This window comes from Pseudoxanthomonas mexicana (assembly GCF_046736355.1).
In the GTDB taxonomy this organism is placed as follows: Bacteria; Pseudomonadota; Gammaproteobacteria; order Xanthomonadales; family Xanthomonadaceae; genus Pseudoxanthomonas_A; species Pseudoxanthomonas_A mexicana_B.
The window spans coordinates 140,248-152,834 of the sequence record NZ_CP157201.1 but is presented as its reverse complement, the minus strand read 5'-3'; the positions used below and the strand labels follow the sequence as shown (position 1 = coordinate 152,834).

General features: G+C 70.7%; 13 protein-coding genes. 11 read left to right on the top strand and 2 right to left on the bottom strand.

All coding sequences use genetic code 11. From position 1 onward, the window contains the following. Nucleotides 1-127 precede the first annotated feature (127 nt). The 6 genes from AAG688_RS00655 (at nucleotide 128) to AAG688_RS00630 (ending at nucleotide 4,366) form a co-directional block, all read left to right on the top strand. Nucleotides 128-913: an ABC transporter ATP-binding protein gene (locus AAG688_RS00655; protein ID WP_411833444.1), complete on the top strand. Its 786-nt coding sequence runs from the start codon at nucleotides 128-130 to the stop codon at nucleotides 911-913. 124 nt (nucleotides 914-1,037) lie between these two features. Continuing rightward, complete coding sequence (locus AAG688_RS00650) at nucleotides 1,038-1,787, top strand: MlaE family lipid ABC transporter permease subunit (RefSeq protein WP_411833443.1); 750 nt, start codon at nucleotides 1,038-1,040, stop codon at nucleotides 1,785-1,787. A gap of 33 nt (nucleotides 1,788-1,820) precedes the next feature. Beyond that, complete coding sequence (gene mlaD / locus AAG688_RS00645; protein WP_411833442.1) at nucleotides 1,821-2,339, top strand: outer membrane lipid asymmetry maintenance protein MlaD; 519 nt, start codon at nucleotides 1,821-1,823, stop codon at nucleotides 2,337-2,339. Between the two features lie 5 nt (nucleotides 2,340-2,344). Beyond that, nucleotides 2,345-3,007: a phospholipid-binding protein MlaC gene (locus tag AAG688_RS00640; RefSeq protein WP_411835047.1), complete on the top strand. Its 663-nt coding sequence runs from the start codon at nucleotides 2,345-2,347 to the stop codon at nucleotides 3,005-3,007. Continuing rightward, complete coding sequence (locus tag AAG688_RS00635; RefSeq protein WP_411833441.1) at nucleotides 2,991-3,293, top strand: STAS domain-containing protein; 303 nt, start codon at nucleotides 2,991-2,993, stop codon at nucleotides 3,291-3,293. The genes AAG688_RS00640 and AAG688_RS00635 overlap by 17 nt, the downstream gene beginning before the upstream one ends. A 32-nt stretch (nucleotides 3,294-3,325) precedes the next feature. Then, nucleotides 3,326-4,366 (top strand): VacJ family lipoprotein, encoded by a 1,041-nt coding sequence (locus AAG688_RS00630; RefSeq protein ID WP_411833440.1) that lies wholly within the window; start codon nucleotides 3,326-3,328, stop codon nucleotides 4,364-4,366. A 17-nt stretch (nucleotides 4,367-4,383) separates the two neighbouring features. Here AAG688_RS00630 and AAG688_RS00625 read toward each other — a convergent pair whose 3' ends face one another. Then, nucleotides 4,384-5,712 (bottom strand): DNA recombination protein RmuC, encoded by a 1,329-nt coding sequence (locus AAG688_RS00625; RefSeq protein ID WP_411833439.1) that lies wholly within the window; start codon nucleotides 5,710-5,712, stop codon nucleotides 4,384-4,386. A gap of 74 nt (nucleotides 5,713-5,786) precedes the next feature. Between AAG688_RS00625 and AAG688_RS00620 the strand changes: the two genes are divergently transcribed. Both AAG688_RS00620 and putP read left to right on the top strand, forming a co-directional pair. Further along, entirely contained in the window at nucleotides 5,787-6,137 is a 351-nt protein-coding gene (locus AAG688_RS00620; RefSeq protein WP_411833438.1) for a DUF488 domain-containing protein, read from the top strand. Between the two features lie 192 nt (nucleotides 6,138-6,329). Beyond that, entirely contained in the window at nucleotides 6,330-7,814 is a 1,485-nt protein-coding gene (gene putP / locus AAG688_RS00615) for a sodium/proline symporter PutP (protein WP_411833437.1), read from the top strand. A gap of 72 nt (nucleotides 7,815-7,886) precedes the next feature. On the opposite strand, the gene AAG688_RS00610 is transcribed toward putP, so the two are convergent. Beyond that, nucleotides 7,887-9,056: a class I SAM-dependent rRNA methyltransferase gene (locus AAG688_RS00610; RefSeq protein ID WP_411833436.1), complete on the bottom strand. Its 1,170-nt coding sequence runs from the start codon at nucleotides 9,054-9,056 to the stop codon at nucleotides 7,887-7,889. A gap of 246 nt (nucleotides 9,057-9,302) precedes the next feature. Here AAG688_RS00610 and AAG688_RS00605 point away from each other — a divergent pair, with 246 nt between their 5' ends. The 3 genes from AAG688_RS00605 to AAG688_RS00595 all read left to right on the top strand — a co-directional run bounded on the left by AAG688_RS00605 (nucleotide 9,303) and on the right by AAG688_RS00595 (nucleotide 12,399). Continuing rightward, complete coding sequence (locus tag AAG688_RS00605) at nucleotides 9,303-10,265, top strand: TerC family protein (RefSeq protein WP_411833435.1); 963 nt, start codon at nucleotides 9,303-9,305, stop codon at nucleotides 10,263-10,265. A gap of 90 nt (nucleotides 10,266-10,355) precedes the next feature. Next, nucleotides 10,356-11,129: a rhomboid family intramembrane serine protease gene (locus tag AAG688_RS00600; RefSeq protein ID WP_411833434.1), complete on the top strand. Its 774-nt coding sequence runs from the start codon at nucleotides 10,356-10,358 to the stop codon at nucleotides 11,127-11,129. A 127-nt stretch (nucleotides 11,130-11,256) separates the two neighbouring features. After that, entirely contained in the window at nucleotides 11,257-12,399 is a 1,143-nt protein-coding gene (locus AAG688_RS00595; RefSeq protein WP_411833433.1) for a glycoside hydrolase family 18 protein, read from the top strand. The last annotated feature ends 188 nt before the right edge of the window (nucleotides 12,400-12,587 follow it).

Here is a 12,587-nt window from a genome sequence, read left to right as displayed (position 1 = left end):
ACGGCCGGCCGGTTGCGATGCCGATGCCCGCGCGCGGTGCAAGAACGATGGCATCGCCCAGTCCGGCTGAGTTCAGCCAGCGGCCGCGAAGCTACCGCGTTTGGCCCATGCCCGAACGCCGCCTCCCATGAATCCCGCCGACGCCACCGCCGTGCGCCTGTCCGGCCTCCGCCTGGATCGCGGCACGCGCACGATCCTGCGCGACATCGACCTGGTGATGCCGCGCGGCGGCATCACCGTGGTGGTGGGGCCGTCCGGCTGCGGCAAGTCCACGCTGCTGGCCTCGCTGACCGGCGAACTGGTGCCCGCCGCCGGCACCGTCGAGGTGTTCGGCCAGTCGGTGCCGCGGCGCGCGCGCGAACTGCTGGAACTGCGCACGCGCATCGGCGTGCTGCTGCAGGGCAACGGCCTGCTGACCGACCTGAGCGTGGCCGACAACGTCGCCCTGCCGCTGCGCACGCACACGCGCCTGCCCGAGCCGCTGATCCGCCGCATCGTCGAGCTGAAGCTCAACGCGGTCGGCCTGCGCAACGCGGCTGAGGCCTGGCCGCGCGAACTGTCCGGCGGCATGGCCCGGCGGGTGGCGCTGGCCCGCGCGATCGCGCTGGACCCGCCGCTGATGATCTACGACGAACCGCTGACCGGGCTGGACCGGATCGCCGCCGGCATCATCCTCAGCCTGATCAAGCGCCTCAACGACACCCTCGGGCTGACCAGCGTGATCGTCAGCCACCACGTCCCCGAGACCCTGCCGATCGCCGACCAGGTGGTGGTGCTGGCCAATGGCGGGCAGGTGTTCGCCGGCACCCCGGCCGAGCTGGAAGCCAGCCCCGACCCGCTGGTGCGGCAGTTCCTGCGCGGCGAGCCGGACGGGCCGATCGCGTTCGACGCGGCGCGGAGGACGGCGGCATGACGCTGGATTCCTTCCCCCATGAGGGTTGGGGTGGGGACAAGCGTCCGCCCGCCGCCGCCTTCCGCCCTTCGGGCACCTTCCCCCGCAAGCGGGGGAAGGATGGACGTCCCGGAGGAAACTGCTGATGGCCTTCGCCGCCTCCCTCCGCTCGCTCGGCCGCGCCGGCCTGTTCTCGCTGTCGGTGCTGCGCGCCTCGATGCCCACGCGCGACTTCCTCGCCGAGCTGACCCGCGAGATCTACAAGATCGGCGGGCGCTCGCTGCCGATCATCGTGGTCGGCGGCGCCTTCGTCGGGCTGGTGCTGACGCTGCAGGGCTACCGCACGCTGACCACCTTCGGCGCGTCCGACGCGCTGTCCACGCTGCTGGGCCTGTCGCTGTACCGCGAGCTGGGCCCGGTGCTGACCGCGCTGCTGTTCATCGGCCGCGCCGGCAGCTCGATCGCCGCCGAGCTGGGGCTGATGCGCGCCACCGACCAGATCAAGGCGCTGGAGCTGATGGCCATCGACCCGATCGCCAAGGCGGTCGCCCCGCGCTTCTGGGCGGCGGTGCTGACCGTGCCGCTGCTGACCGGCTTCTTCTGCTCGCTGGCGATCAGCGCCAGCTGGTTCGAGGCGGTCAAGGTGCTGGGCCTGGACAACGGCACGTTCTGGTCGGCGCTGCGCAGCAGCGTGGATTTCTGGGACGACTTCGGCGTGGCGATGATGAAGTCGGCGATCTTCGGCGGCACCGCGGCGCTGGTCGCCGCCTACGTCGGCTTCCATGCCGAGCCGACCATCGAGGGCACCTCGGTGGCGACCACCCGCGCGGTGGTCAACGCCTCGCTGCTGGTGCTGATGTTCAACTTCGTGCTGTCGGCGCTGATGTTCCGCTGATGGCCTCTTCCGTACGCAAAGTGAGTGACTGACATGGCCATCCGTGGACCGAGACTCGAATTCGCCGTCGGCGCCTTCCTGCTGCTGGCGCTGGCCTCGCTGCTGGTGCTGGCGCTGGCCTCGACCAACCAGCGCTTCGGCTTCGGCGGTGACCGCTACGAGCTGACCGCGCGCTTCTCCCAGGTCGGCCAGCTGCGCGCGCAGGCGCCGGTCAAGATCGGCGGGGTGGTGATCGGGCAGGTCTCGGGCATCGCGCTGGATCCGGTGCGCTTCGACTCCATCGTCACCCTGTCCATCGACGGCCGCTACAGGGACCTGCCGGCCGACACCGCCGCCGGCATCTTCACCAGCGGCCTGCTCGGCGAGAACTACATCGGCCTGTCGCCCGGCGGCGATCCGGAAACGCTCAAGCCCGGCGAGGAGATCGCCTTCACCCAGCCGGCGGTGGACCTGCTGCAGCTGGCCGGAAAATACATGTTCAGCGGCGGTAGTGGCCCCTCGGGCGATACCGCCACCGACACCGCACCCCCCGTGGAAGAACCGCAACCATGACCGCAATCAAACGCTCCCTGCTCACCTCGGCGCTGGCCGCCGCGCTGCTCGCCGCCACCGCGCCGCTGCCGGCGCTGGCGCAGCAGGCGGTCGCCAGCGCGCCGGCGGCCAGCTCGGCCAGCAAGCTGGTGCTGGACAGCAGCACGCGCGTGCTGGCCACGCTGGAGAAGCGCCGCGCCGAGTTCAAGGGCAATCCGGCCGCGCTGCGGCAGTTCATCAACGGCGAGTTCAACACCCTGTTCGACCGCGACTACTCGGCGCGGCTGGTGCTGGGCCTGCACGGTCGCGGCGCCTCCGACGCCGACGTGAAGCTGTTCGCCGATGCGCTCAGCGACAGCCTGATGTCGCGCTACGGCACGGCGCTGCTGGATTTCAACACCCAGCTGCGCGTGCGCATCAAGTCAGAGACCGCGCTGCCCGGCAACCGCGGCGTCAAGGTGGCCAGCGAGATGCTGCGCCCGGACGGCGACCCGGTGCCGGTGGACTACCTGCTGCGCAACGTCGGCGGGCAGTGGAAGGTGTTCGACGTGATGGTCGAGGGCGTGTCGTTCGTGCAGACCTTCCGCAACCAGTTCGACGCCCCGCTGCGGCAGAAGTCGATCCCGCAGGTCGCCGCGGATCTGCGCGCCGGCCGCATGCAGGTCAGCGGCGATGCCGTCGGCAACTGACGCCACGCTGCGCCGCGAGGACGGCGCGCTGGTGTTCGCCGGCGCGCTCGACCGCGCCGCCGCCGCCGCGCTGTGGCCGCAGGTGCAGGCCGCGCCCACGGACGTGCAACGCATCGTGCTGACTTCCGTGACTACCGTGGACAGCGCCGGGCTGGCATTGTTGGCGGAACTGGCGGCGCGCCTGCGCGCGGCCGGCGCAAGCGTCGCCATCGAGGGCGAGCCTGCCGGCCTGGCGGACCTGCGCGCGGCCTATCGGCTGACGCCGGATCTGGACTATCCGGCCTAGCCGACCCCCCAAGCATCGCCCAAGGAAGCGGGATGAACCTGTTTCGCACCACCACCCTCCTCGCGCTGGCCGCCCTGCTGCCGGCCTGCGCCAGCTCGCCGCCGGCGGCCGCGCCAGCGCCGGCCGCAGCGTCCGTGGTCGAGGCCGCCAACGATGCGCCGCCGCCTGCCGCCGCGGATCCCGTCGTCGATGACGCCCCGGTCGTGGCCGATGCCGCGGCCGAAGTGCCGCCGCCTGCCGCTGGATCTCCCGCGTCGTCGCCGCGCACCCAGGCCGAGGACGATTTCGCCGCGCTCTACGGCGAGGACGCGTACAACCCGGTCGCCGATCCCACCCTGCCGGACGCGGTGCAGTCGCCGCGCGCCTACGATCCGTGGGAGAAGTACAACCGCCGCGTGCACCGCTTCAACAACGCGGTCGACCGCACCATCGCCCGCCCGCTGGCGCGCGCCTACGTGGAAGTGGTGCCGCGTCCGGTGCGGCTGGGGGTGACCAACTTCTTCGACAACCTGCGCTCGCCGGTGACCCTGGTCAACCAAGTGCTGCAGGGCCGCCCGCGCGACGCCGCGCAGACCCTGGGCCGGTTCGTGCTCAACTCGACGCTGGGCATCGCCGGCCTGTTCGATCCGGCCAGCGACCTGAAGATGAAGCGCCGCAGCGAGGATTTCGGCCAGACCCTGGGCGTATGGGGCTGGCGCGACTCGCGCTACCTGGAGCTGCCGTTCTTCGGCCCGCGCACCGTGCGCGACGGCTTCGGCCTGCTCGGCGACGCGCCGCTGTCGGTGACCCGCCAGGTCGACGACAACGCCACCCGCTATACGCTGCAAGGGCTGCAACTGGTGGACACGCGCGCGCAGCTGCTGTCGCTGGACAGCCTGCGCGCCGATGCGGTCGACGACTACGCGCTGGTGCGCGACTCGTGGATGCAGCGGCGCAACTACCAGATCGAAAGCGGCCGCCGCAAGGCCGAAGAAGACGAACTGCCCGAATACCTGCGCGACGAGGAAAGCAACCCGACCGTGCCGGTGGACGCGATGCCGATCCCCGACATCGGCACGCCGCCGGCGAGCTGAAGCGCGCCGGCGGCGCGTCAGCCCTCGCCGTCGCCCAGCAGCCGCTGCGCCTCCTCGCCCGGCAGCGCCTCGACGCCGCGCAGCTGGCGCTCGATCGCGCGGGTGCGCACGCCGGCGGCCTTGAGGCTGTTCTGCACGGTGTCGAGCTGGCCGTGCGCCTTCTCCAGCACGGTGGCGAACTTGCCGAACTCGCTCTTGACCGCGCCGAGCAGGTGGCGCACCTCGCTGGAGCGCTTCTCGATGGCCAGCGTGCGGAACCCCATCTGCAGGCTGTTGAGCACCGCCAGCAGCGTGGTCGGCCCGACCAGGGTCACCCGGTATTCGCGCTGCAGCGCCTCGAACAGGCCGGGCCGGCGCAGCACCTCGGCGTACAGGCCCTCGCTGGGCAGGAACAGGATCGCGAAGTCGGTGGTGTGCGGCGGGGCGATGTACTTCTCGTGGATGCGCCGGGCCTCGACCTTGATCTGCCGCTCCAGCGCCGCGGCCGCGCCGGCGGCGGCCTCGGCGTCGGCGCGCTCCTGCGCGTCGAGCAGGCGCTCGTAGTCCTCGCGCGGGAACTTGGCGTCGATCGGCAGGCGCACCGGCACGCCGTCCTCGCCGCCGGGCAGCAGCACGCAGAACTCCACGCGCTCGCCGCGGCCGGGCACCGGCGCGACGTTGCTCTCGTACTGCTCGACGGTGAGCACCTGGTCCAGCAGCGCGGCCAGCTGCACCTCGCCGAAGATGCCGCGGGTCTTGACGTTGCTCAGCACGCGCTTGAGATCGCCGACGCCGGTGGCCAGCTGCTGCATCTCGCCGAGGCCGCGCTGGACCTGCTCCAGCCGCTCGGAAACCAGCCTGAACGAGGCGCCGAGCCGCGCCTCCAGCGTGGTCTGCAGCTTCTCGTCGACGGTGGCGCGCATCTGCTCCAGCTTCTGCGCGTTGTCGGCCTGCAGCGACTTGAGCTGCTGTTCCAGGGTGGCGCGCAGCTCGCCGATGCGCTGCTCGTTGCGCTGGGTCAGTTCCGACAGGCGCTGGCCCAGGCCGTCGGCGAAGCGCTGCTGCGATTCGCCCGCCTCCAGCCGGCCACGGCGCGCGTCCTCGCCCAGCGCCTCGCGCAGCAGGTCCAGGCGCTGGTCGGTGCGGGTGGACAGGTCGGCCAGGCTGCGGGCGAAGCCGTCGATGCGCGCGTCCTGCTGGCGCGCCAGCACGTCCAGCTGTTCGCGCAGCTCGCCGCGGCCGCCGCGCTGCTCCTCGCGCAGCGCCTGTTCGAGGCGGGAGGTATCGGGCCGGCGCAGCAGCAGCGCCACCTGCAGGACGATGACGGCGCAGATCAGGCCGGCGAGGATCAGGGCTTCGGGTTGCATGGCGACAGTGTAGCCGCCGCCGTCTCAGCGGCTGCGCCATACTCGCCGCCACCCACAGAACCGGGCAAGCCGCGATGGATATCCGACTCAAGCGCGCCTACGAACCGGCGGAAGACGGCGACGGCGAGCGCTTCCTCGTCGATCGGCTATGGCCGCGCGGCGTGTCGAAGCAGGAATTGCAGGCCATCTGGCTCAAGGAGGTCGCGCCCAGCCCCGGACTGCGCCAATGGTTCGGCCACCGGCCGGAACGCTGGGACGGGTTTCGCCAGCGCTACCGCAAGGAACTGGACGCCGCCGACGAAGCCCTGGAGCCGTTGCGCCAGGCCCTTGCCGCCGGCCCGGTCACCTTGGTCTACGGTGCGCGCGACACTCGGCACAATGGTGCATTGGTGCTGCGCGAGCATCTGCTCGGCCACGGCCGCTAGATCGCGGCGGACGCGCGCTGGCGCCGGTCACCGCCAAACCCGCCCGCTTCCTCCCGCCATGCGGATGCCGCCGGCTGCAAGGCCGGCGTGGTGCGGCGCCGATTGCCAACCCCACGGCCCGCGCTTAGGCTGCCGCACGCCCTGGGTGGCCGATCAGGTGTGCGGTGCCCGCTTCCCTCCACAGGAATCCCGATGACCGCCAACGTGCCGCTGCTTATCACCTTCTCCGCCTACCTGCTGCTGATGGTCGGCATCGGATTCATCGCCTGGCGGCGGACCCGCACCTTCGACGACTACATCCTCGGCGGCCGCTCGCTGGGCAGCTTCGTCACCGCGCTGGCCGCCGGCGCCTCGGACATGAGCGGCTGGCTGATGATGGGCCTGCCCGGCGCGCTCTACCTCACCGGCGCCTCCGAGGCGTGGATCGCCATCGGCCTGATCATCGGCGCATGGTGCAACTGGCGGTTCGTGGCCGGCCCGCTGCGCGTGTACACCGAGCACACGCGCAACGCGCTCACGCTGCCGGACTACTTCACCCACCGCTTCGAGGACCGCAGCAGGCTGCTGCGCATCCTGGCGGCGCTGGTGATCCTGGTGTTCTTCGCGATCTACTGCGCATCGGGCATCGTCGCCGGCGCGCGCCTGTTCGAGAGCATGTTCGGGCTGCCCTACGGCCAGGCGATGTTCTGGGGCGCGGTGGTGACCATCGCCTACACCTTCATCGGCGGCTTCCTGGCGGTGAGCTGGACCGACACCGTGCAGGCCTCGCTGATGATTTTCGCGCTGCTGCTGGTGCCGGTCTTCGCCATCATCGGCGCCGGCGGCCCGGCCACGGCGATGAGCCTGATCGAACAGGTCGATCCGGCCCGCCTGCAGTGGATCGGCGCCGGCGGCCTGATCGCGGTGGTGTCCGCGGCGGCCTGGGGCCTGGGCTATTTCGGCCAGCCGCACATCCTGGCGCGGTTCATGGCCGCCGACAGCCTGGCCACCATCCCGCGCGCGCGCCGCATCGCCATGACCTGGATGATCCTGTGCCTGTTCGGTGCGATGGCCACCGGCTTCTTCGGCATCGCCTGGTTCGCCGCCCATCCCGAGGCCGCAGGCCCGGTCAACGCCAATCCCGAGCGGGTGTTCATCGCGCTGGCCGAGCTGCTGTTCAATCCGTGGGTGGCCGGCGTGCTGCTGTCGGCGATCCTGGCCGCGGTGATGAGCACGTTGTCGGCGCAGTTGCTGGTCTGCTCCAGCGCGCTGACCGAGGACTTCTACCGCGGCTTCATCCGGCCCCGCGCCGGCCACCGCGAACTGGTGTGGTTCGGCCGTTTTGCCGTGCTGGCGGTGGCGCTGCTGGCCATCTGGATCGCGCGCGACCCGGAAAGCCGCGTGCTCGGGCTGGTCGCCTACGCCTGGGCGGGTTTCGGCGCCGCCTTCGGCCCGGTGGTGGTGTTGTCGCTGTTCTGGAAGCGGATGACGCGCAACGGCGCGCTGGCGGGCATGGTGGCCGGCGCGGCGGTGGTGGTGGCCTGGAAGCAGACCGGCAGCGCGCTGTACGAAATCGTGCCCGGCGTGATCGCGGCCACGCTGGCGGTGGTGGTGGTCAGCCTGCTGGGCAAGGCGCCGCAGCCGCTCTATCCGCGCCATGAGCAGGTCCGCGCGAAGCTGCGCGAACAGGGCTACTGACCTTCCTCTGCGCCGCATGCACCGGCCCTGCGCCGGTGCGTGCCCTGCCGGCGGCGGATCGGCGCGCGGGAATCAGTCCAGCACGCGGCAGAACACCGCCTTGAGGTAGCGCGATTCGGGCACGTGCGCCATGAACGGATGATCCGGGCCGGCGCTGGCGACCTTGAGGATCTGGATCGTGCGCCCGGAGAAATACGAGGCGCGCCGCAGCATGTCGAGGAACTGGTCCTCGGCCACCAGCCCGGTGCAGGAGAAGGTGGCGAACAGCCCGCCCGGCTTGACCACGCCCAGCGCCAGCTTGTTCATGTCCAGGTACTTCTTCAGCGCGGAGATGACCTGATCGCGATCGCGGGTCATCTTGGCCGGATCCAGGATCACCACGTCGTAGCGGTCGCCGCGGTTGGCCGCGTCGCGCAGCCAGGGGAAGATGTCGGCCTGCACGAACTTCGGCCGCACGTTGTTGAGCCTGGCGTTGCCCTTGGCGATGGCGATCACGTCCTCGTCGATGTCCACGCCCAGCACCTCGGCGGCGCCGCGCGCCGCCGCGTAGACGGCGAAGCCGCCGGTGTTGCAGCACAGGTCCAGCACCGTCCTGCCCTCGACCTGCTGGCTCAGCCACTGGCGGTTCTCGCGCTGGTCGGCGAAGAAGCCGGTCTTGTGCGCGCCGGCCGGGTCGGCGCGGAACCTCACCCCGTGCTCGCTGATGATCGCAGGCTCGGTGGTGGTGTTGCCGTGGAAGTCGAAGCTCTCCTGCTTCTGCACGTGCTCGTCGGCGAAGCTGTGGAAGCGGCAGCCGGGGAACTGCGCGCGCAGCGCCGCGTAGATCCATTCGCGGTGGCGGAACATGCCGGCGGCGAAGAACTCCACCACGACGAGATCGCCGTAGCGATCCACCACCAGCCCGCTCAGGCCGTCGCCCTCGCTGTGGACCACCCGCCAGGCGTCGGAGACCGCGTCCAGCTTCAGCACCTCGCGGCGCAGCGACACCGCCGCGGCGATCCTGCGCGCGAACCAGGCCTCGTCCACCGCCACGTCCGGATCGGTCTCGAGGATGCGCACGGCGATGCGCGAATGGCCGTTGTAGAAGCCGCGGCCGATCCACTCGCCGTCGATGCCGATCACATCGACGATGCTGCCCGGCCTGGGCTTGGCGGCAGGTTTTTCCACCAGCTTCTGGAAGATCCACGGGTGGCTGGAACGCCAGGCGTTCTTCAGGCGGACAACGGGGTTGGCGGTATTCATGGGCGCCATTTTACCCGCGCGGTTGACCGCACCGGGCGCGGCCCGGACAATCCGCGCCAGAAGGGGAGTAGCTCCCATCGTGCCGGCCGTCATTTCGAGCGTCCACGCTCCGGTCCCACGGCAGCCTGCGGGCTGTGAGCCAGACCTTCGCCGCGATGGCGAAGGCATGTCCCCGGATCCCGAGATCTCCAGGTTCCCGTGACGCCGTCGCTCGCGGCCGTCCTCACCTTTTTCACGGGAATCTCGATGGAAACGATTGGCAACCCCTGGTTGTGGGCCGGCTTCGGCGGCCTGGTGGCGATTGCGCTGCTGGTGGACCTGGCGCTGATGCGCCACGGCGGGCCGCACAAGGTCACGTTCAAGGAAGCGCTGTGGTGGAGCCTGGGCTGGATCGCCCTGGCGCTGCTGTTCAACGGCGCACTGTGGTGGCACGTGAACGACACCGCCGGCCTGGCCGAGGCCAACCGCGTGGGCCTGGAGTTCCTGACCGGCTACCTGGTCGAGAAATCGCTGGCGGTGGACAACATCTTCGTCTTCCTGATGCTGTTCACCTACTTCGCGGTGCCGGAGGAGCAGCGCCAGCGCGCGCTGATGATCGGCGTGCTGGGCGCGATCGTGCTGCGCGCGATCATGATCCTGGCCGGCGCGGCGCTGGTGGCCAGGTTCCATTGGATGCTGTACCTGTTCGGCGCGTTCCTGCTGGCCACCGGCGTCAAGATCTGGATGGCGGCCGGCAAGGCGCCGGACATGGACAAGAACCCGGTGCTGCGCTGGATCACCGGCCACCTGCCGCTGATCAACCGCTATTTCGGCGGCGCGCTGTGGATCGGCCGCGGCAAGCGCCGCCGCTACACCCCGCTGTTCGTGGTGCTGGCGATGATCGCGGTGACCGACGTGATCTTCGCGGTGGACAGCATCCCGGCGATCTTCGCCATCACCACCGACCCGTTCATCGTGTTGACCTCGAACGTGTTCGCGGTGCTGGGCCTGCGCGCGATGTTCTTCCTGCTGGCCGGCATGGCCGACCGCTTCCACCTGCTGCCCTACGGGCTGGCGCTGGTGCTGGGCTTCATCGGCGCCAAGATGCTGCTGGTGGACCTGGTGAAGATCCCGGTGCCGGTGTCGCTGGCGGTGGTGGCCGCGATCCTGGGTTCGACCATGCTGCTGAGCCTGCGCCATCGGCCCGGCGCACGGCCGGCGGCGGACTGAAACGGCGGCGGGCGGATTCTCCCGCGCGCAGGAGGGTCCGTCCCGCGCGCGGCCCTTGCAAACGCGGCGGCCGGCGCCATCCAGTGAGGCATGGACCCGCATTCCGACGACGTTTCCGCCGATCCGGCCTCCCAGCATCACCACGACCGCCGCCGCATCGTGCGCGCGCTCAACTACAGCTTGGCCTTCGTGCTGCTGCTGGCGGTGGTGTTCTCCGCGCAGGGCAGCTTCGACTGGCGCGCGTTCGCCATCGCCCCGCTCAGCGCCGAGGGCCTGATCGGCATCCTGACCGCGCCGCTGCTGCACGGCTCGGTCGAGCACATCGCCGCCAACGCCACCGCGCTGCTGATCCTGGGCACGCTGGCCGGCAGCGTGTACCCGCGCGCGACGCTGTGGGCGGTGCCGCTGGTCTGGCTGGGCGCGGGGCTGGGGCCTTGGCTGATGGGCGATCCCGGCAGCTACCACCTCGGCGCGAGCGGGCTGACCCACGGGCTGATGTTCATGATCTTCATGCTCGGGCTGCTGCGGCGCGATCGCGCGGCCATCGCCGCCGGCATGATCGCGTTCCTGCTGTACGGCGGCATGGTGCTGAGCGTGCTGCCGCGCGAGCCCGGCGTGTCGTGGCAGGCGCACATGGGCGGGGCGATCGCAGGCTTCGTCGCCGCGCTGTTGCTGCGCAGGCTCGACCCGGCGCTGCCGCGCAAGCGCTACAGTTGGGAGGACGAGGAGGAAGCCGCCGAGGCGGCCTCGCAGGATCGCGACGAGCTGGAGCCGCCCAAGCCGCACGACGTGCCAGTGCTGTGGCAGCGCCCCGACGCGCCGAATCGCGTGGTGGTGCCGTTCCGTCCGCGCCAGCCCGACTGATGCTTTACCGGTGCGGGGATGACGGAAGCGTCATGGATTGATCCTTCTCCGGTGGTCTGGCTTTGGTCAGTTACCGGCCACCTCGCGGCTGCCTAGAATCGCGCTGGACGCCCGCCGGGAAGAACGCATGACCACTGCCTCCGCACGCAGCAGGATCCGCCGCCTGCTCGCCTGTCTCTGCCTGCTGTCCTGCGCGACCATCGCGCACGCCCGCCAGCAGGACGATCCGGTGCCGCGGCCGCAGGTGATCGGCTACGTGATGGATGGCGACACACTGCCGTCGATCGACGCGCGCAAGCTCGACGTCGTCAACTTCGCCTTCGCCCACGTCAATCCGTCGCACGAGGTCCATCTGCCCGGCGACACCGCCACGCAGATGCTGCGGCAACTGGTCGCGCTGAAGCGGGACAACCCGCGGCTGCGCATCGTGCTGTCGATCGGCGGCTGGGGCTCGGGCAACTTCTCCGAGGCGGCGGCCACGCCGCAGGCGCGGGCGAGGTTCGCGGCCACCGCCATCGCGCTGATGCGCCGGCACCGGATCGACGGCTTGGACATCGACTGGGAATACCCGACCCTGGCCGGGCCGGGCATCAGCCACAGCCCCGACGATCGCGACAACTTCACCGCGATGCTGCGCGACACCCGCGCGCAGCTCGACGCAGAGGGCGCGCGCACCGGCACGCACTACCTGCTGACCATCGCCGCGGCCGACGGCGAGGCGGCGCGCGGCCTGGACCTGCCGCGCATCGCGCCGCTGCTGGACTGGATCAACCTAATGACCTACGACTTCCACGGCAGCCTGACGCCGACCACCGGCCACCACGCCGCGCTGTGGCGCTCGGCCTCGGCCGCGCCCGAGGGCCGCACCACCGCCGGCGCGGTCGAGGAGTTCCTCGCCGCCGGCGTGCCGGCCGGCAAGATCAACGTCGGCGTGGCGTTCTACGGCCGCAAGTTCGCCGGCGTGCGCGCGGACAACGACGGCCTGCACCAGCCCTACCGCGAGCACGAGGCGTTCCTGTCCTGGCGCGACATCCAGGCGCATTACCTGGATCGCGATGGCTACGTGCGCCGCTGGGACGAGCGCGCGCAGGCGCCGACGCTGTGGAATGCGCAAGAGCGCGCCTTCATCACCTACGACGACCCGCAGTCGCTGCGCGCCAAGGCGCACTACGTGCGCGCGCGCGGGCTCGGCGGGATCATGTACTGGGAACACCGGCAGGACGACGGCGCGCTGCTCGATGCGGTGCGGGAAGGGTTGTACGGGCCATAGGAGGACTTTCTTGCCGCGGGTTCATCTTTCCGATGGTTCAACGGTAAGGACCCGCTTCTACCGTCATTCCACACCGTCATTCCCGCGAAGGCGGGAACCCAGCGCCTTTGCTTTCAACAGCCGCTTGAAGTCGCTGGATCCCCGCCTGCGCGGGGATGACGGCCTTGGAGGTTCCCGAGGTCTCCACG